This is a genomic window from Allobosea sp. P5_A5 (genome assembly GCF_056400625.1).
Genome location: NZ_JBFUKY010000002.1, coordinates 156,876 through 175,374, shown reverse-complemented (window position 1 = coordinate 175,374; position 18,499 = coordinate 156,876). Strand labels below are relative to the sequence as shown.

The window sequence follows — 18,499 nt, the reverse complement described above, 5'->3', positions numbered from 1 at the left end:
ACCGACCATGAAATATTGCCTCGTCGTGGATGATTCGGCCGTCATCCGAAAGGTTGCCCGCCGGATCCTCGAAGGGCTGCAGTTCCGCATCGCCGAGGCAGAGGATGGCGCCCGCGCTATCGACGCCTGCAAGGGCGAGATGCCCGACGCCGTCCTCCTCGACTGGAACATGCCGATCATGGACGGGTACGAATTCCTCCGCACCCTCAGGCAGATGCCCGGCGGCAAGCGCCCGAAGGTCGTGTTCTGCACGACCGAGAACGACATCGCCCATATCGCGCGGGCCATGCATGCCGGCGCCGACGAATACATCATGAAACCCTTCGACAAGGAGATCGTAGCGTCGAAATTCCATCAGGTCGGGCTGCTCTGAGGCCCCGGTGGCGAGAGATGGCGCCGGTGCCCGAGAATCGATCGGATTGACAATGGGTTCGCGCCCTTCCCCCGGCATCGGATCTCGTAACAAGACGGTCGTGATCGCCGACGATTCCGTCGTCGTCCGCGGCCTCTTCGCCCGTTGGCTGGGCGAGATCGGCAATGTGCATGTCGTCGCGGTCGCCGGGGACGGTGAGACGGCGCTGGCTCATGCCGGCAAGTTCAAGCCGGATGTGATGGTGCTCGACCTCGACATGCCCGGCATGGAGAACGCGCGCGCCATGCCGCAGATCATCAACGAAAGCCCCCGGACCAGCATCCTGCTCGCCGCGACTCTGAACGAGCGCAACACCCGCCTCGCCTTGGAGTGCATGACCAAGGGAGCGATGGATCTCGTCTCCAAACCCGACAGCCGTGGCGGCATGACGCTCTCGCTGGATTTCCGCAGCGAATTCCTGCTGAAATTCGGAAATCTGACGCAATCGCATTCCCGGCCCGGCACGCTCGCGCTGGAACTCGACGGCGATCGCGCTCCGACATGCCCGGCGGGCCTTTCGCAGCTGGTCTCGGTGATGCCCCGCTATCTGGTCATCGGCGCATCGACAGGCGGTCCCCGCGCGGTCGCAAAAGTGCTCCACGACATCGGCGACGGGCTCAGCGAGCTGACGACGCTGGTGGTCCAGCACATGCCGCCCTTGTTCACCGCCTCCTTCGCCGAGCAGATCGCCAACCAGATCGGCATGCCGGCGCGCGAACCCTTCGACGGCGAGCGTCTGAACCGAGGGCATATCTACATTGCGCCGGGCGGGCGCCATCTCGGCATCGACAGGCGGCTCGGCCATATCGTCGCGGCGGTGACCGACGGCCCGCCGGTGCATTTCTGCCGACCCGCGGTCGATGTTCTATTCGCCGACACTGCGCGCCATCTCGGCCCGGCGGCGATGGGGCTGGTGCTCACCGGCATGGGCAGCGACGGCACCGACGGCGCCGTTGCCCTGCGTCGCTCGGGCGCAGCCGTCCTGGCGCAGGACGAGTCGAGCAGCACCATCTGGGGCATGCCAGGCTCGATCGTGCGCGCAGGCCAGGCCAGCGCGGTCATGCCCCTCGACGGAATCGGTGCCGCGATCCGCTCGCTGCTTCGCGGAAACACCTTCTGATGAACGAGAGCGATTTCTCATATTTGCGGACGCTGCTTCAGGAGAAGTCCGGCATCGCGCTAGGCAGCGACAAGCTTTATCTCGCGGAAAGCCGCCTCAGCATCCTCTGTCGCCGCCGCGGGATRGAGTGCGTCGATGGGTTGATGCGGCAGTTGCGGCTTGGCCGTGACGCCGAACTCGAAATCGCCGTGGTCGATGCCATGACCACCAACGAGACCCTGTTCTTCCGCGACTACAAGCCGTTCGACTTGTTTCGCGACGTGATCCTGCCGGAGCATCTCGCGGCAAATGCATCCAGGCGCAGCCTGCGGATCTGGTGCGCGGCGGTGTCCAGCGGCCAGGAAGCTTATTCGCTCGCAATGATCCTGGAGGAAATGGCCGCGCGGCTCGCCGGCTGGCGAATCGAGATCCTCGGCACCGACATCTCCGGCGAGATCCTCGAAAAGGCCCGGGCGGGAGTCTACAGCCAGTTCGAGGTGCAGCGCGGGTTGCCGATCCAGATGCTGCTCAAGCATTTCACGCAGAACGGCGACAAATGGCGGATTTCCGATCGCCTGCGTGCCATGGTCACGTTCCGGCATCACAATCTGCTGGAATCGAGCGACGGCTTCGGCCAGTTCGACGTCATTTTCTGTCGGAACGTCCTGATCTACTTCGATCAGCAGACCAAGACCCGCGTGCTGGCGCGGCTCGCCCGGTCGCTGAGCCCTCAGGGGAGGCTGCTGCTGGGCGCGACCGAGACTGTTCTCGGCCTGCACACCGGTTTCACGCCCGATCGCGACAATCGCGGGCTGTTTCGCCTGGCGGCCGCGGCGCCACCACCCCCGCGGACCCCAATCGCATTGAAGCTCCCAGGCAGTAGCGCGGGTCTCGGCTGAGCAAGCGGGCCTCGGCTGAGCGACGCGAGCTGTCTCAGCCCAAACAAAAACCCCGCCTTGCGGCGGGGTCCCGTCGACCTGTCGTGTACATCCGACGATCAGGTCAAAAACTGTATGAGGCCTGTCGATGACCGGCGCGTGACGGGCACGCGACGCTCGTATGTCAGGCCGGGATGCGCTCTTCGACCTCGGACGGCTCGCGCAGCACATAGCCGCGGCCCCAGACGGTCTCGATGTAATTCTTGCCGTCCGACGCATTCGCCAGCTTCTTGCGCAGCTTGCAAATGAAGACGTCGATGATCTTGAGCTCGGGCTCGTCCATGCCGCCATAGAGATGGTTCAGAAACATCTCCTTGGTCAGCGTCGTGCCCTTCCGGAGCGAGAGCAGCTCCAGCATCTGGTATTCCTTGCCGGTGAGGTGGACGCGGGCCGCGTCGACTTCTACGGTCTTGGTGTCGAGATTGACCACCAGGTCGCCGGTGGTGATGACCGACTGGGCATGGCCCTTCGAGCGGCGCACGATCGCATGGATGCGGGCGACGAGCTCGTCTTTATGGAACGGCTTGGTCAGGTAGTCGTCGGCGCCGAAGCCGAGACCCTTCACCTTGTCCTCGATGCCGGCGAGACCCGAGAGGATCAGGATCGGCGTCTTGACCTTGGCGACCCGGAGTGAGCGCAGCACCTCGTAACCCGACATGTCGGGGAGGTTCAGGTCGAGCAGTATGATGTCGTAATCGTAGAGTTTGCCGAGATCGACACCCTCTTCGCCGAGATCCGTCGTGTAGACGTTGAAGCTCTCGGATTTGAGCATCAGCTCGATCGACTGAGCGGTCGCGCTATCGTCCTCGATCAGCAGAACCCGCATGTCCACGTCCCCAATTTCGCCCGCAGGGCAGTTTGATCGTACTAGCCGCCCGGACCGTTGCGGCCCTCGACGACGACGCACTTGCCCGATGAAACGCCACGCGACACGCTAACGATGAATTGGTTAACAAACCGTGATTCACGTGCGCAAGCGCTTACTCGGATAAAGTGCACGATCCTTGTCGCAGTGAGTCGAATTTGACACGGATCGTTGAGCACCCAACCGCGAAAACGCCTTTCGCGAAGAGCCACTTCGAGAAACGGGCGGTTTTGGCCCGCGTCGCGTCACAGCTCTCAATGCCTAGTGTTAATCACACAGCTTAATGAAGCGTAAATCCTTGCGATTTGTTAGGAGAGATCAACAGAAGGTGGATGGAGCCTCAGACTCCTTGTTGCCTGCGGCCAAATCGTGGAGATTCGGCGGCGAACCACTGGGCGACGGCCGCCCTCGACGCCGCACGAGGTATAAGCAAGCCGGATGAGCAGCACCGCGCAGGGACATGGCCGGCTCTCCGCGCTCGCTCGCGCGGTGGACGGCATCGAAGCGGTCGCGCTTTACGGCCGGGTCACCGGCGTGCGCGGCCTGCTGGTCGAGGTCGCGGGGCCGATCGGCGCGATGAGCCTCGGCGGCCGTGTCGGCATCGAGGTCGCGGCCGGCCAGCGCGTGCCTTGCGAGGTTATCGGCTTTTCGGGCGAGAAAGCCCTCGTCATGCCTTTCGGCAGCCTGGACGGCGTGAGACGGGGCTGCCCCGTCCATGTCGACCGCGTCCAGCCGGGCCTGAAGCCCACCGCAGCCTGGCTCGGCCGCGTTGTCGATGCGCTCGGCAATCCCGTAGATGGCGGCGCAGCCCTGCCGGAAGGCGAGGTGCTCTATCCCTTCCGCGCCGATCCGCCGCCCGCTCATTCCCGTCGCCGCGTCGGCAGCCCGCTCGATCTCGGCGTCCGCTCCCTCAACGCCTTCCTGACCTGCTGCCTCGGCCAGCGCATGGGCATCTTCGCGGGCTCCGGCGTCGGCAAGTCGGTGCTTTTGTCGATGCTGGCGCGCTATGCCAAGGCCGACGTCAACATCATCGGCCTCGTCGGCGAGCGCGGCCGCGAGGTGCAGGAGTTCCTGCAGGAGGATCTCGGGCCGCAGGGCCTCGCCCGCTCGATCGTGGTGGTCGCGACCTCCGACGAGCCGGCGCTGATGCGCAAGCAGGCGGCGCTGACGACGCTGCTGCTGGCCGAATATTTCCGTGATCGCGGCCTGCAGGTGATGTGCCTGATGGATTCGGTGACCCGCTTCGCCATGGCGATGCGGGAGATCGGGCTGGCCGCCGGCGAACCCCCGACCACCAAGGGCTACACCCCGACGGTCTTCGCCGAACTGCCGCGCCTGCTCGAACGCGCCGGTCCCGGCGTCGGGGATGGCGCGATCACCGGCCTTTTCACCGTGCTGGTCGATGGAGGCGACCATGACGAGCCGGTGGCCGACGCGGTGCGCGGCATTCTCGACGGCCATATCGTGATGGAGCGTTCCATCGCCGAGCGCGGCCGCTACCCGGCGATCAACATCCTGAAATCGGTTTCGCGAACGATGCCGCGCTCCTGCGACCCGGCGTACTACCCCGTCGTTCAGAAAGCCCGCGCGACGCTTGCGACCTACGCCGACATGGAAGAGCTGATTCGGCTCGGCGCCTATCGCCAGGGCGCATCGGCAGAGGTTGACGAGGCAATCCGGCTCAACCCGGCACTCGAAGCCTTCCTTAAACAGGCCAAGGACGACGCGACCTCGCTGCCGGAAAGCTATATGCGCCTCGCCGAAATCATGGGCTGAGCAAAGCCGAGCCTCCAAGGACCCTTCGACATGATCGCTTCCCTCCTCACCGGCCTCGTGGCGTTGATCCACGTCTATATCGTGATCCTCGAAATGGCCCTGTGGACCACTTCGCGCGGACGTGCCGCTTTCGGCCTCACGGAGGAGTTCGCGCGGCAGACCAAGGTGCTCGCGGCAAATCAGGGGCTCTACAACGGCTTCCTCGTCGCAGGCCTCGTCTGGAGCCTGTGGCTCGGCGCGGGCGGCTTCGCGATCAAGCTGTTCTTCCTGGCTTGCGTCCTCATCGCTGGCCTGTTCGGCGCCGCGACCGCCAGCCGCAAGATCCTTTATGTCCAGGCCTTACCAGCAGCCCTGGCCCTGATCGCCCTTGTCGCCGGCTATTGAACCGCCGGCGGTCGCGCCAGCACGCGCACCAGCGCCAGCATCGCGAAAAATCCGAGGAACTGGATCGCCGCCGCGATCGTCAGCGTCTCGGAGGGGCCGAACCGTTCGATCAGCACGGCGAACAACAGCGGGGCTGCCGCGAAGGCGATGTTCTGCGGAACGGTGAGCTTGCCCAGCATGGAGGCGAAGCCGCGCCGCCCGAACAGGGCGAGCGGCAGCGTCGCGCGTGCCACCGAAATCACACCGAGCGCCGCGCTGAACACCATGATAAAGACGCCCGCCGCAGCCGCCGTCATCGGCACCATCGGCAAGGCCAGGCAACATAGCGGCCCGAGCAGAAGGCCCATCAGCGCCACGCGCTCCGCCGGCAGACGCTCGCCCAGCGTGGCATCGATCGCGCGAGCGGCGATCGTCGCCGGCCCGCTCAGCGTCGAGATCCATACGGCCTGCGACTGCGTCAGGCCGCCGGCCTGGAACAGGCTGATCAAATGCAGCGGCAGCCCCCAGGAAACCAGCCCGCTCGCCGAAAACGCCGCGGCCAGCAGCCAGAAGGCAACCCGCCTTTGCCCCGGCGTCACACGACCTGTCTCCGATGGGGAGGCCGGCGCGGGTTTCGCGTCGACCGGTGTGGGATGCCCGCGAAAGCGCGGCACCATCGCATAGATCGGCAGCACGATGACGATCTGCAGCGCCGCGAAGACCAGCAAGGTCGTGCGCCAGCCGAACGCATCCATCAGCACGGCGGTGATCGGCCAGAAGATGCTGGAGGCGAGCCCCGTGACCAGCATCATCAGCCCGATCACCCGCCGCGTCCGCTCGCCCATCAGTTGCGCCACGGTGACGTTGCCGACATTGGCCAGCGACATCGCATGGCCAAGCCCGATGACGACCCAGCCCGCGAGATAGCTCCAGGGTCCGCGCGCCGCAGCCAGAGCGACGAAGCCCAGCGCGCAGACGATGGCCCCAGCGGCCATCATCCCGCGCGTGCCGTCGCGGTCCAGCCGGCGGCCGATCGGAGGCGCGACCAGCGCTCCGATGATCAGCAGCACGGTGATGCCGCCGAAGACGATTTCGGAACTGAGACCGAGCTCGCGATCCAGCCCTCGCACCAGGACGGAGGGCGAATAAAACGTCGTGCCCCAGCCGATCAGGCGTGTGACGACGAGGCCAGCAAGCAAGGGAACATGTCCGGCGGATCGTGCGGAGGGGAGAGCCAAGGGTGAAGGATCCGTGCGACGGGCTTAAGCGCAGCTCTCCTAGATGATCCCGCCGGTCCATGGCAGCAGCGCGGATGCGCTCTGAACATGCGCGAGAGGCAGGCCTTCACGGCAAGAGCGGGGCTTTGAAGACCTAAAGCCAGACTTCCCGGTAAAGGCAGGTCTTTGCGGTAAGGAAAGGTCAACCTCCTTGCGCCATGGTGCACAGGTCTCGCGGATAGTTCCGGTCGTCGATCGAGGGGTCGGTCGCGACCATGCGTGATCAGGAGTTGAAAACGACATGAAGTCGCGAGAGACGCTTCTTCGGCTCAAGCGCTTCCAGGTTGACGAGAAACGTCGACGTGTGAGCCAGATCGAAATGATGATCGCCGATTTTCATCGCATGGCCGGCGATCTGGACCGGGAAATCTCGGCGGAGGAATCGCGCGCCGGCATGTCAGACCCGACGCATTTCGCCTATCCGACCTATGCCAAGGCCGCGCTCGGCCGCCGCGACAACCTCCGCCAGTCGGCCGACAATCTGAAGGGCCAGCTCGACGAGGCCAAGGCCGAGTTGCAGGAGGCCTTCGAGGACATGAAGAAGGTCGAGATCCTCGACGACCGCGAACGCGCCACCGAGCGCGCCGCCGAAGCCGCCCGCGACCAGGCGACGATGGACGCGATCGGGTTGAGGTCGCGCGCCTGAGACTAATTCAGCGACCGAATGAAAAGCCCGCCGGTGCCGCCTGGCGGGCTTTGTCGTTTGGCAACAATCGCGCCGGAAACATTGTCAGCTATGGGCCGGAAACGCAGCTTACCCCATGTGAAGTTAGTGGACAGAATTCTTTGGCTTCGCGCATTAGCCTAGATGTCCATCAGTTAGATCGAATGGGCTAATGCGGTGGAACGGATACAACAGCTCTATGCCAATCAAACACCCCGATCCGACTTCCGCCACGGTCAAGAAGCTCTATCACCACGCGATCCGCTGCGCGTATCCACGTTGCACCAACCCGCTCTATAAGCCGGACAAGGCTAGTGGCCAGGTCATCCTTAACTCCCACGTCTGCCACATCAATGCTCGTCGCGAAGGTGGACCGCGGTGGGACTTTCGCCAGTCAGGCGAGGAGAATCGGTCGGAGGCCAATCGCATACTCATGTGTGTGGAGCACGCTGGGACCATCGACGACCCAGCTGCGATTGCCATGTATCCCGCCCACCTTCTGCGAACTTGGAAGGCAGAGCAAATTTCCGAACACGCCCGGCTGAATACCGGCTGGCAGATCACGGACGACATGGCCCAGCAAGTCGCCAACGTATCGTTCAGCAATGTAGAGACGGCTCTTCACAATTCGCCCGTTCACTTAGGTGGCCGCGGAGGCGGACCAGGCAGGGGCGGTGGTGGTGGTGGGGCGCTGGGTAGGGGAGCCCGCGCAGGCGATGGCGGTCGAGGTGGAGATCAAATAAATTTCACGCCGGACGAACTGGAGCAGCCGGACGGGCCTCGCCTTGTGACCGAGCGCCTGCCGGATGGCCGGCCTCCAGGTGCTGGCGGCGGGGGCACGGGGGCGATAGGCGAAGGAGCGATTGCCGGTAACGGAGGGGATGGGGGCAGTATCGGCATTGGGAGGTTCGATCTAACTGATCCAGCCTTTGCAAATCTTGACCGCATCGAGGTCCAAGTTGGCGAAGGCGGCCGAGCGGGGTGGCTTCCTGGTCAACACGGGTTGCCGGGGAGCGCATCTGCAATTCGTTTCATAGGAAAGGGCGGAGAGACACTGAAGGTAGTCTCGGTACCGGGGGGACAAGGCGGGCGCACGGGCGCTTACCTGCCTCCCGGCGTGGTAGAGGTTAGCAAGCAGGATATTGACGCTGGCTTCCGTATCACCACGCTCCTTCCAGTAAACAGTGCCGAGAGCAAGAATGGCCTGCTCTACATGCTGGGAGCAGGCTGGACACGCTGCCCTCTGCCTGTCTTGCCTTGGGACTTAGTGTGGACGGTAGTCGTTGCTGCGGCATGGCCCGAGTCGCTAGGTGACGTCCCGAAAGGTGTGTTTCTAACTCTATCGAACCCCGACATGACGGAACTTGCTCGGGTGCCTTTGTTCATACTTGCGATTTTCGCGAAAGAACGAGGCGCCCATTGGGTGGCTCAGATCGGCGCGCACTGCACCAAGGCTGGTCGCTGGACACTTCGCGTTGTCACCGCCGAAGGACCTCTAATGGAAGTGCAGATCGATGTGCAAAACTCTTCTGCAACGGAGGCCTAGTCGGCCCTCAAGTGCACCTTCTAACGTCAGCTGCGGGTTGAGAGCTGCACCACGCTACTCACCGCCCCTCACCCCACGACCGGATGATGCGGCACGCTGTCCCGCCGCATATGCCCCGCGAGCCGTGGATCGTCGTCCACCTCCACCCCGCGCTTGAACACGGTGAAGCCCGAGCGCTGGTAGAACTCGACCGCGCCCTGATGGTCGATCGTGCAGGTGTGGACCCAGAAGCGGCGGATCGGCTTGGCCCAGGCGAATTCGAGCGCCCGGTTCATCAGCCAGCGCCCGGCGCCCTTGCCCAACACAGGCTCGTCGATGCCGAAAAAAGCGAGCTCGGCCTCCCCCGCGATCCGAAAATCGAGCTCCAGCAGACCGACATCGCGGCCCCCGTGACGGAGCAGATGAAGCTCGACCGCCGGATCGGTGAGGATCGCCTCCAGTTCGGCCCGCGGCTTCACCAGCCGGCTGAACCACATCCAGCGCTCGCCCAGCACGCGATAGATCGCGAGGTAGCGTTCCGTTTCGCTCCCGCTCAGCCGCTCCAGCGAAAAGCCCTCCGTCCCGGGCGGGTCCGACTTTGCCTGCGGCGCCGCCGTCATCTCCAGCGAGGTCACGATCGCCGCGATCTTGCCAGGCGGCAGATCGGTGGTGCCGTCGAGGCTGATGGTCAGCGTCTGGCTCATGGGCGCAATCGTCCGAACTCGCGAATCCGGTCGCGATCATGACATGATCGGCGCGGAAAGATCACGGTGCGATGATGCATGGCAGAATGATCGGGCGGCAGGACGGACGTGAAAGCCACAGCAGGCGCTGGCGGCCGATGCTCGCGCTGTTCGTCATGCTGTTCGCCGTGGTACCGCACCTTGCTCTGGCCGCCTCGCCGATGGCCGCCACACTGATGGCGGTGCAGGCGATGCCAGCGCCCGGCACGACGATGGCCGGCTCGCCTTGCCACGAGAGGACCGCCGACCTTTCGCATCCGTTGCGTCTGCCGGCCTGCTGCATGATCGGCTGCGCCGTGCTCGCGGAAGCGCCGACGACCGCCCTGCCTTTCCGCGCGCTGGCCTGGTCGCCCCCGCAACCGTCGGAGCAACGCTTGCTGTCCGGCATCTCGCGAGAGCCGTCCAAGCCGCCTCCACGCCGGGAACTGGTCCGGCTCTGAACCTGTTCCTGACGAAGCAGGATGCCGCCACGGCACGCTTCGTCATCGCATCCATTGAAGGATTTTCACGATGAACCGCATGATATCGATCGTTGCCGCCCTGACTCTCGGCTGCGCCCTCTCGGGCGCTGCCCAGGCTCAACAACCGCATCAACACGGTGCGATGCCGGACATGAAGGCTTCTCCCTCCGATAGCGCAGCGACAAAGGCCTTCAAGGAGGCCGGCATGAAGATGCACAAGGACATGGCGATCACCTATTCCGGCGATACCGATGCCGACTTCCTGCGCGGCATGATCCCGCACCATCAGGGCGCGATCGAAATGGCCAAGATCGAGTTGGCCCATGGCAAGGACCCAGAAGCCCGCAAGCTGGCGGAAACCATCATTCGGGATCAGGAAAAAGAAGTCGCGATGATGCGCGAGATGCTGAAGAAGCTCGGCAAGTAGGCGCCGAGCCCGCCGGCTGCGCCGACGCAGCCGGCCCCCGCGCTTGCCCTTCACCCCGGCGGCTGGCAAGACGGCTTTTTAAAGGTTCGCGCCGCTAAGGTGACGTCGTGGGCCCTTAGCCCCCCTTACGCTCCATCAAAGCCTCGGCGCCGATGAAACGCTATCTGGACTATCTCTGGCCGATCATCGGGCTCGTCGCGGTCGTCTGGTCCGTCGAGCTGCTGTGGGGCAAGCTCAAGGCCGAAGCCGGCTCGGACGCGGCGGTGGAAGCGCTGCTGCAGAACGCCAATCTCTGGCAGAGCATCAAGATCATCGCCCAGCGCATCGGCCACAAGATCGCGGTCATCCCGCCCGATGCCTTCTTCCACGCGGCGCTCGCCACCCTCGTCGCCTATGCCGCGCTCGCCTGGTACGACCGCATCGCCCTGATGCATTTGCGCAAGGACCGGGGCATCTCCTGGCTCTATATTTCGCTCTGCTCGTTCGTGACCTATGCCCTGTCGCACAACATCGGCGCGTCCGTGTTTTCGGGCGGCATGGTGCGCTACCGGGTCTATACGGCGAAGGGGCTGAGCGCGGCCGAGGTCGCGGTGCTGATCGCGCTGTGCTCCTTCACCTTCGCCTTCGGCACGCTGCTGCTGCTGGGCATCGTGTTGACCTATGAGCCCGAAATCCTGCGGCCGCTGACGCGCATGTCGAAATGGTTCGCCATCGGCGACGGCACGGCGCGCCTGATCGGCATCGGCATGCTGGTCTTCGTCGCGCTCTACACCATCGGCTCCTGGCTGAAGTTCAGACCGTTCCGCATCGGCAAGTTCGAGATCATCTATCCGCGCCTGCGCATCGTCGCCCGGCAATATCTCGCCGCACCGCTGGAGCTCGCCGGCGCGGCCGGCATCATCTATTTCGCGCTGCCGGAGCAGGGCAATCCGGGCTTCATGATCGTGCTCGGCGCCTTTCTGCTGTCGTTCTCCGCCGGCCTGCTCAGCCAGGTTCCGGGCGGCGTCGGCGTGATGGAGGCTGTGTTTCTCGCCGTCATGCCGGGCGTGCCGGCGCCTGCGGTCTTCGCCGCGCTTTTGATCTGGCGGCTGTTCTACCTGATCCTGCCGCTGGTGATCTCGCTGCCGATCGTGGTGGCCTTCGAGCGCGCCCAGCTCAAGCGCAGCACGCGCATCGCACCGCCGCCTTGATCAGATCGCGTCGGCTTCAGGCGCCGGCCGCTTGAGCGCGATTGCAGCCGCGCCGAACATCAGCAGCGCGCCCAGCGCCTCCGACCATCCGAACGGCTCCGCGAGCGCGAAAACGCCCACCGCCACCGCAATCGCCGGGCTGACGAAGGCATAAAGTCCTGCCCGGAACGCGCCCCAATCGCGTAGGAGCCGCATATAGATCGTGAATCCCATCAGCGATCCGCCGATGATCAGGAAAACGAGCGCTGGCAGCACCGGCCACTTTGACAGCTTTCCGAGATCGGAGATCGTCACAGGTTCCAGCGCCAGCGACACCATCGTCAGCCCCACGCCGCCGATCAGGGTCTGCCAGCCGGCGAGGGTCAGCGTCGGCATCGTGCCGGCGATAGGCCGCGAGAGCACCGCGCCTGTACAATAAAGCAGCGTGCCTGCCGCGACCGCCGCGAGCGCGAGCGCCTCCTGCGGATCGCCGTGAGCGACCGAGAGCCCGCCCAGCGCCCGCGTCGCGAACAGAAAGCCGAGACCCAGCGTCCCCAGCGCGATCGCGGCGAGCTTGCGCCCATCGACCGGTTCGCCCGCGATGACGCGGCTGGCGAGCAGCGTGAAGATCGGGATCGTCGCGAAATTAACGATGGCCGCGAGCCCGGTCGGTGCGTGCGCCGTGCCCCAGAACAGCAGCGTGTAGTTGCCGGTGTTGAGCAGCAGCGCGGTGAGGATCAGCCGAGGCCAGGCGTCGCCCGGTACCTTCGCGACATCGCGCCCGGCCCAGAGCAGCATCAGCAGCCCGGCGATCGAGAAGCGCGCGGCGGCAAGAAAGACGGGCGGCACATGCGCCGCGCCCACCTTCACCGGCAGCCAGGTCAGCCCCCAGACGAGGCACATGACGGCGAAGAGGGCGGCATTGCGGTTCATCTTCTCCGCTTAGATGCGCGGCAGCCGGCTGACCATTGCGCACACGGCATCGGCGCCCCGTGGAAACCTACACGCTCCCCACATTGCGCAAGCGCACGCGGGGATGGATTTCGGCCTGCGACAGCACCGGCGTCTCGCGGCGGAAGCGCTCGATGATCTGGCGGGCGAAAGGCCTCGCCAGCCCGGAGGTGACCAGCGAAGGCATCTCGCCCATCCGCGCGGCATCCTCGAAGCGCTCGCGGACATGGCGCACGAAGTCCTGCAGCCGCGAGGGCTGCATCGCCAGATGCCGGTCCTCGCCATTGCCGATCACGGATTCGGCGAAGACGCTCTCCCAGGCCGACGAAAGCGTGATGATCGGCAGCGTGCCGTTGGCATCGGAGAATTGCGCGCAGATCTGGCGGGCAAGCCTCGCCCGGACATGCTCTGCGATATCGCGCGGATTTTTGATGCCGCCCGACACCTCGGCAATGCCTTCGATGATGGTCGCGAGATCGCGGATCGAGATGCGCTCCGACAGCAACAATTGCAGCACGCGCTGGATACCGGTCGTCGAGATCTGGTTCGGTACGATCTCCTTGACGAGATCGGCATGGTCCTTGGGCAGTTCGCGCAGCAGCTTCTGAACTTCGCCATGCGAGAGCAGCTCCGGCATGTTCGATTTCAGCACCTCGGTCAGATGCGTCGAGATCACGGTGGCGGCGTCGACGACGGTATAGCCGCGCAGCTGGGCCTCGTCCTGCAACGCACCGTCGATCCAGGTCGCCGGCAGCCCGAAGGTCGGCTCCAGCACGTTGTGGCCGGGCAGGTTCACCGTGCCGCCCATCGGGTCCATCGCCATGTACTGCCCGGCATAGACGATGCCATGGCCCGCATCGATCTCCTTGATCTTGATGTAATAATGGTTCGCCTCGAGCTGGACGTTGTCGACGATCCGCACGGCCGGCATGACGAAACCGAGCTCGGCCGCGAGCTGGCGTCGCAGCGCACGCACCTGGTCAGTCAGCCGGTCCTGCCCGCTGGTCGAGTTCACCAGTGGCAGCAGCGCATAGCCGATCTCGATCTTGAGTTCATCCATCTTGAGGAGGTCGTTCAGCGTCTCCTCGCGCGTGGAGCCATCAGCGGCGAGCGTCCCACCGCCCGATTGTGCGGTGCCCGCAATCGCCTCCTCGGCCTCGCGTTGCTTCGCCAGGCGGCCGAACCGCATCGCGAGATAACCGGCGCCTCCTGCCAGCGCCAGGAAGGGCAGCATCGGGATGCCCGGCAAAATGGCGATCAGCAGCATGACGGCTGCCGACATGCCGAGCGCCTTCGGGTAGCCGGAAAGCTGTTTACCCAGCGCCTTGTCGGCCGCGCCGCGCACACCGGACTTGGACACCAGCAGGCCGGCGGCGGTCGAGACAATCAGCGCCGGGATCTGGCTGACGAGGCCGTCGCCGATGGTCAGCTGGGTATAATTATGGGCAGCGTCTCCGAAGCTGAGCCCTTGCTGCGCGACACCGATGATGATGCCGCCGAGGACGTTGATGAAGGTGATCAGCAAGGCGGCGATCGCGTCGCCGCGTACGAACTTCGAGGCACCGTCCATCGAGCCGAAGAACGAGGATTCGTCTTCGAGCGCGCGGCGTCGGAGTTTCGCCGTATCCTGGTCGATCAGCCCAGCCGAGAGATCGGCATCGATCGCCATCTGCTTGCCGGGCATCGCATCCAGCGAGAACCGGGCCGCGACTTCGGCGATACGCCCCGAGCCCTTGGTGATGACCACGAAATTGACGATCAGCAGGATGGTGAAGACGATCACCCCGATGACGAAGTTGCCGCCCATCACGAAGCTGGCGAAGGCCTCGATGACATGACCGGCTGCCGCTGTGCCTTCATGTCCATGAGCGAGGATCAGGCGGGTGGAGGCGAGGTTCAACGCCAACCGGAACATGGTGACGATCAGCAGCACCGTCGGAAAAGAGGAGAACTCCAGCGGCTCTTCGATGAACAGCGCCGTCATCAGAACCAGCACCGAGACGATGATGGACAGCGCCAGCAGCAGGTCGAGCATCAGCGCCGGCAGCGGGAAGATGAGCACTACGAGGATGCCCAGGACGCCAGCGGCCAGGAAGAGGTCCGGGCGCCTGAGCATTTTGCCCAGCGCATTGCGGTCCGGCATGACGAACCCGCCGCTTGCCGCCTGCCCTGCCGTCACATCGGTCATCGACCGCCCCGCCCTTTACCGTCGCAGCCGGTCGCAAACGCGCACCTGCCCTGGCCACCCGGCAATTCTTGCCGGGTTTATGGTGAACGAGTGGTTAAGATCGCGGAGATCGCCAGCGCAGGAACCTTCGCCGCGAGCGCCTCGTTGTCGAAGACATCGGCATATCGGAACGGATCGGGGGACCCGTGCAGCATCGCTCTGGCAAGGCCACGATGGATGGCATCGTCGAAACCGACGTGCCCGCACGCCTGGACCGCCTGCCCTGGTCGCCGTTCCATACGCTGGTCGTCGTCGCCCTCGGCATCACCTGGATTCTCGACGGCCTCGAGGTCACGCTGGCGGGTGCGGTTTCCGGCGCCCTCAAGGACAGCCCGGTCCTCAAATTCACCAACACCGAGATCGGAATGGCCGGGGCCGCCTACATCGCCGGGGCCGTACTCGGTGCGGTGTTCTTCGGCTGGCTGACGGATCGGCTCGGCCGCAAGAAGCTCTTCACGATCACCGTGCTGGTCTACCTCGCGGCGACCGCGGCCACCGCTTTCTCCTGGAACGTCTGGAGTTTCCTGGCCTTCCGCTTCCTCACCGGCATGGGCATCGGCGGCGAATACACCGCGATCAATTCGACCATTCAGGAGCTCATCCCGGCCCGAATCCGTGGCTGGGTCGACCTTGTCATCAACGGTTCGTTCTGGATCGGCGCGGCGCTCGGTGCGCTCGGTGCCATCGTGCTGCTCGACCCCGCGCATATCGATCCGGAGCATGGCTGGCGCATCGCTTTCTTCATCGGCGCAGTGCTCGGCCTCTTCATCCTGTTCCTGAGGCAATGGATCCCCGAAAGTCCCCGCTGGTTGATCAGCCACGGTCATCCCGAGCAGGCCGCTGCCGTCGTGGCCGAGATCGAGCGTAGGGCGGGCTTCACGCCGCCGCCAGGCGAGCAGCTTGCCGTGACGCGACTGCGCCCCCGCGCCGCGACGCCGCTCGCGGAGGTGTTTCGCGCGCTTTTCGTCGTGCATCGCAGCCGCGCGCTCGTCGGATTGGCGCTCATGGTGGCCCAGGCGTTCTTCTACAACGCGATCTTCTTCACCTATGCCCTGATCCTGACCGATTTCTACAAGGTCCCCTCCGCCTCGGTCGGCTGGTTCATCCTGCCCTTTGCCGCCGGTAACTTCCTGGGTCCCCTGCTGATCGGTCGCCTCTTCGACACCATCGGTCGCCGCACGATGATCGCCGCGACCTATGCGCTCTCAGGGCTGCTGCTGACGGGGACCGGCTATTTGTTCTGGCGGGACGCGCTCACCGCGAGCCAGCTCACCCTATGCTGGAGCGTCGTCTTCTTCTTCGCCTCGGCGGCGGCGAGCTCGGCTTATCTCACCGTATCCGAAACCTTCCCGGTCGAGATGCGCGCGCTGGCCATCGCCGTGTTCTACGCCGTCGGCACCGGCGCGGGCGGTGTGGCAGGACCCTGGCTGTTCGGCGTCCTCATCGACACCGGTTCGCGCGGCAGCGTCTTCGGCGGTTATCTGCTCGGCGCGGCGTTGATGCTGATCGCGGCGTTCGTCGCGGGCCGATTTGCCGTGAAGGCGGAACGCCAGCCCCTCGAAAGCGTCGCGCGACCATTGACCGCTGTGGATTGACCATAACGACAGATCGACAACCGCGTCGGCTGGAACAATTGGGTCTTCGAAAGCATTATCACCTGTCCGCTTTTCGGCATTCCGAAATGCGGGACATGGTGGAAACGATCTGGAGGTCGTCGTGGACAGACGCTCATTTCTGGTAACGCTGGTCGGAGGTTTCGCCGCCGCCAGCCTGGGCGGTATCGCCATTGCCGAAGCGGCAGCGCAGCCGAAGCCGGTCTTGGTGCCGGAAGCAGGCCCGGCAAAGGCCGACGAGGCCGTCGCGGCCGAAACGGCGGAGGCGCTCGACAAGACCGACGCCGAATTCAGCCAGTACTATTATCGCCGTCCGCGCTACGGCTATCGGCCTTATTATCGCCGCCCGCGCTATTATGCCCGGCCGCGCTTCTACGCCCGGCCGCGTTATTACCGGCCGCGCTATTACCGTCGTCGCTGGTAATCCAGCGCCGCTCTAAAAGCCGGGTCAGGCAGCGCTGATGCGCGTCTGGCCCGGTTCCGCGACCGTGATGCCCGCAGCCGTGTACTCGCCCAGCTTGTTGCGCAGCGTGCGGATCGAGATGCCCAGAATTTTCGAAGCATGCGTCCGGTTGCCGAGGCAATGGTCGAGCGTGTCGAGGATCAGCTCCCGCTCGACATCGGCGACAGTGTTCCCCACAAGCGACCGCGTTACAGCCTCGGCCGTTTGAACGGCGCGTGAAGCGGTGTCGCGCCCCGATGCGGCGCCGAGCGACTCGCCCTCAGGCGTCTGCACGGCGGAAGCCGTGATCTCCTCGCCGCTCGCCAGCAGCACGGCGCGATGCATGGTGTTTTCCAGCTCGCGCACATTGCCCCGCCAGCCATTGGCCAGCAGGATCTTGCGCGCATCGAGCGCCACCGGGCGCAGCGGCAAACCGTTCAAATCGGCGTATTTCTTGGCGAAGTGATCCGCCAGCGCCAGAATGTCGCCCGGCCGCTCGCGCAACGCCGGCAGGCGCAGATGCACGACGTTGAGGCGATAGAACAGATCCTCGCGGAAGATCCCGTCGCGCACGGCATCGCCGAGGTTGCGGTTGGACGTCGCGATGATGCGGATATCGACCTTGACCGGCTGCGTTCCGCCGACGCGATCGATCATCCGCTCCTGAAGCGCGCGCAGCAGCTTGGCCTGGAGCCGGACATCCATTTCCGAGACTTCGTCGAGCAGAAGCGTGCCGCCATGGGCTTCCTCGAACTTGCCGATGCGGCGTGCGACGGCGCCGGTAAAAGCGCCCTTCTCATGCCCGAACAGCTCCGATTCCAGCAGGTTATCCGGAATGGCGGCGCAGTTGACCGCGACGAAGGGCTTGTCCTTGCGTCCGGATTTCTGGTGCAGGTGACGCGCGATCACCTCCTTGCCGGTGCCGCTTTCGCCGGTGACCAGCACGGGCGCTTCCGAGCGCGCGATCTGGGTGGCGAGCTGGACCACGCGCTCCATGGCGGGGTCGCGCCAGATCAGGCTCGACTGATCGGCCGCGACAGCCTCCAGCACCGCGGCGATCAGCTCCGGGTCAGGCGGCAGCGGCACGTATTCGCGCGCGCCGGCCTGGATCGCCGCCACCGCCGCGCGTGAATCCGTAGAGGTGCCGCAGGCAACGATCGGCGTGCGGATGCGCTCGGCATCCAGCGCGGCGACATAGGCAGCGATCGGCTGCACCACGTCGATCATCAGCAGATCGGCGCCCTTGGCCCGCAGCACCGCGAGCGTCTGGTCCAGCGACTCGGTATGCGTGACCGCAGCCCCTTTCGACATCGCGATCTTGGCCGCGGCGATGATCTGGGTCTTGAGACCGCCGGCAATGATGAGGCGCATGGCTCAGGCCCTTCCGTCTGGAATTTTTTTGGAAATAAACCGGGAGTCAGGACCCATTTGAAAATTCGTCAGGGCGTGTCGAGACGGGGGATTTTGCGAGCATCGGAGCGGAGCGTACTTTACGTACGTGAGCACCGAAGCGCAGCAAAACCCCAGTCGCAGACCGCCATCACGAA

General features: G+C 64.8%; 18 protein-coding genes. 12 read left to right on the top strand and 6 right to left on the bottom strand.

What is annotated here, in order from left to right:
* Positions 1–7: 7 nt before the first annotated feature.
* From AC1DR6_RS04415 to AC1DR6_RS04405, 3 genes are read left to right on the top strand one after another with little or no spacing between them, the layout of a single operon-like run.
* Positions 8–373: a response regulator gene (locus AC1DR6_RS04415; RefSeq protein WP_038359309.1), complete on the top strand. Its 366-nt coding sequence runs from the start codon at positions 8–10 to the stop codon at positions 371–373.
* Between the two features lie 52 nt (positions 374–425).
* The gene (gene cheB / locus AC1DR6_RS04410; protein ID WP_476827976.1) at positions 426–1,532 is read left to right on the top strand and encodes a chemotaxis-specific protein-glutamate methyltransferase CheB; all 1,107 of its coding nucleotides are present in this window, start codon (positions 426–428) and stop codon (positions 1,530–1,532) included.
* On the top strand, positions 1,532–2,410 hold the full coding sequence (locus tag AC1DR6_RS04405; RefSeq protein WP_476827975.1) for a CheR family methyltransferase: 879 nt from the start codon (positions 1,532–1,534) through the stop codon (positions 2,408–2,410). The genes cheB and AC1DR6_RS04405 overlap by 1 nt, the downstream gene beginning before the upstream one ends.
* Positions 2,411–2,573: 163 nt before the next feature.
* Here AC1DR6_RS04405 and ctrA read toward each other — a convergent pair whose 3' ends face one another.
* Positions 2,574–3,275, bottom strand: coding sequence for a response regulator transcription factor CtrA (gene ctrA, locus AC1DR6_RS04400; RefSeq protein ID WP_103873732.1), 702 nt, complete (start codon positions 3,273–3,275; stop codon positions 2,574–2,576).
* Positions 3,276–3,752: 477 nt separating this feature from the next.
* Here ctrA and fliI point away from each other — a divergent pair, with 477 nt between their 5' ends.
* Together fliI and AC1DR6_RS04390 are read left to right on the top strand one after the other, a co-directional pair.
* Positions 3,753–5,090 carry a flagellar protein export ATPase FliI gene (fliI, locus tag AC1DR6_RS04395; protein ID WP_476827974.1) on the top strand — a complete coding sequence of 446 codons (1,338 nt, stop codon included), beginning with the start codon at positions 3,753–3,755 and terminating at the stop codon, positions 5,088–5,090.
* Positions 5,091–5,120: 30 nt separating this feature from the next.
* A complete protein-coding gene (locus AC1DR6_RS04390; RefSeq protein ID WP_476827973.1) occupies positions 5,121–5,474 on the top strand; it encodes a DUF1304 domain-containing protein in 354 nt (117 codons plus the stop codon).
* On the opposite strand, the gene AC1DR6_RS04385 is transcribed toward AC1DR6_RS04390, so the two are convergent.
* Positions 5,468–6,652, bottom strand: a complete 1,185-nt coding sequence (locus AC1DR6_RS04385) for an MFS transporter (RefSeq protein WP_476827972.1) — start codon at positions 6,650–6,652, stop codon at positions 5,468–5,470. The two genes, AC1DR6_RS04390 and AC1DR6_RS04385, sit on opposite strands and share 7 nt — an antisense overlap.
* A 319-nt stretch (positions 6,653–6,971) precedes the next feature.
* Between AC1DR6_RS04385 and fliJ the strand changes: the two genes are divergently transcribed.
* Positions 6,972–7,376, top strand: coding sequence for a flagellar export protein FliJ (fliJ, locus tag AC1DR6_RS04380; RefSeq protein ID WP_476827971.1), 405 nt, complete (start codon positions 6,972–6,974; stop codon positions 7,374–7,376).
* A 217-nt stretch (positions 7,377–7,593) separates the two neighbouring features.
* A complete protein-coding gene (locus AC1DR6_RS04375) occupies positions 7,594–8,940 on the top strand; it encodes a hypothetical protein (protein WP_476827970.1) in 1,347 nt (448 codons plus the stop codon).
* Positions 8,941–9,008: 68 nt separating this feature from the next.
* Here the strand turns inward: AC1DR6_RS04375 and AC1DR6_RS04370 are convergent, their stop codons facing one another.
* Complete coding sequence (locus AC1DR6_RS04370) at positions 9,009–9,623, bottom strand: GNAT family N-acetyltransferase (protein WP_476827969.1); 615 nt, start codon at positions 9,621–9,623, stop codon at positions 9,009–9,011.
* Positions 9,624–9,694: 71 nt separating this feature from the next.
* On the opposite strand from AC1DR6_RS04370, the gene AC1DR6_RS04365 reads away from it, so the two are divergent.
* From AC1DR6_RS04365 to AC1DR6_RS04355, 3 genes are all read left to right on the top strand, one after another.
* Complete coding sequence (locus tag AC1DR6_RS04365) at positions 9,695–10,102, top strand: hypothetical protein (RefSeq protein WP_476827968.1); 408 nt, start codon at positions 9,695–9,697, stop codon at positions 10,100–10,102.
* Between the two features lie 79 nt (positions 10,103–10,181).
* The gene (gene copM / locus AC1DR6_RS04360) at positions 10,182–10,550 is read left to right on the top strand and encodes a CopM family metallochaperone (protein WP_476828431.1); all 369 of its coding nucleotides are present in this window, start codon (positions 10,182–10,184) and stop codon (positions 10,548–10,550) included.
* Between the two features lie 152 nt (positions 10,551–10,702).
* A complete protein-coding gene (locus AC1DR6_RS04355; protein WP_476827967.1) occupies positions 10,703–11,740 on the top strand; it encodes a lysylphosphatidylglycerol synthase transmembrane domain-containing protein in 1,038 nt (345 codons plus the stop codon).
* Here the strand turns inward: AC1DR6_RS04355 and AC1DR6_RS04350 are convergent, their stop codons facing one another.
* Together AC1DR6_RS04350 and flhA are read right to left on the bottom strand one after the other, a co-directional pair.
* Positions 11,741–12,652: a DMT family transporter gene (locus AC1DR6_RS04350; protein ID WP_476827966.1), complete on the bottom strand. Its 912-nt coding sequence runs from the start codon at positions 12,650–12,652 to the stop codon at positions 11,741–11,743.
* Between the two features lie 67 nt (positions 12,653–12,719).
* Positions 12,720–14,813, bottom strand: coding sequence for a flagellar biosynthesis protein FlhA (gene flhA, locus AC1DR6_RS04345; protein WP_476828430.1), 2,094 nt, complete (start codon positions 14,811–14,813; stop codon positions 12,720–12,722).
* A gap of 257 nt (positions 14,814–15,070) precedes the next feature.
* Here flhA and AC1DR6_RS04340 point away from each other — a divergent pair, with 257 nt between their 5' ends.
* Together AC1DR6_RS04340 and AC1DR6_RS04335 are read left to right on the top strand one after the other, a co-directional pair.
* Positions 15,071–16,492 carry an MFS transporter gene (locus tag AC1DR6_RS04340; protein WP_476828429.1) on the top strand — a complete coding sequence of 474 codons (1,422 nt, stop codon included), beginning with the start codon at positions 15,071–15,073 and terminating at the stop codon, positions 16,490–16,492.
* A 121-nt stretch (positions 16,493–16,613) separates the two neighbouring features.
* The gene (locus tag AC1DR6_RS04335) at positions 16,614–16,934 is read left to right on the top strand and encodes a hypothetical protein (protein ID WP_476827965.1); all 321 of its coding nucleotides are present in this window, start codon (positions 16,614–16,616) and stop codon (positions 16,932–16,934) included.
* Positions 16,935–16,958: 24 nt separating this feature from the next.
* On the opposite strand, the gene flbD is transcribed toward AC1DR6_RS04335, so the two are convergent.
* Entirely contained in the window at positions 16,959–18,323 is a 1,365-nt protein-coding gene (flbD, locus tag AC1DR6_RS04330) for a sigma-54-dependent transcriptional regulator FlbD (protein WP_476827964.1), read from the bottom strand.
* Positions 18,324–18,499 lie beyond the last annotated feature (176 nt).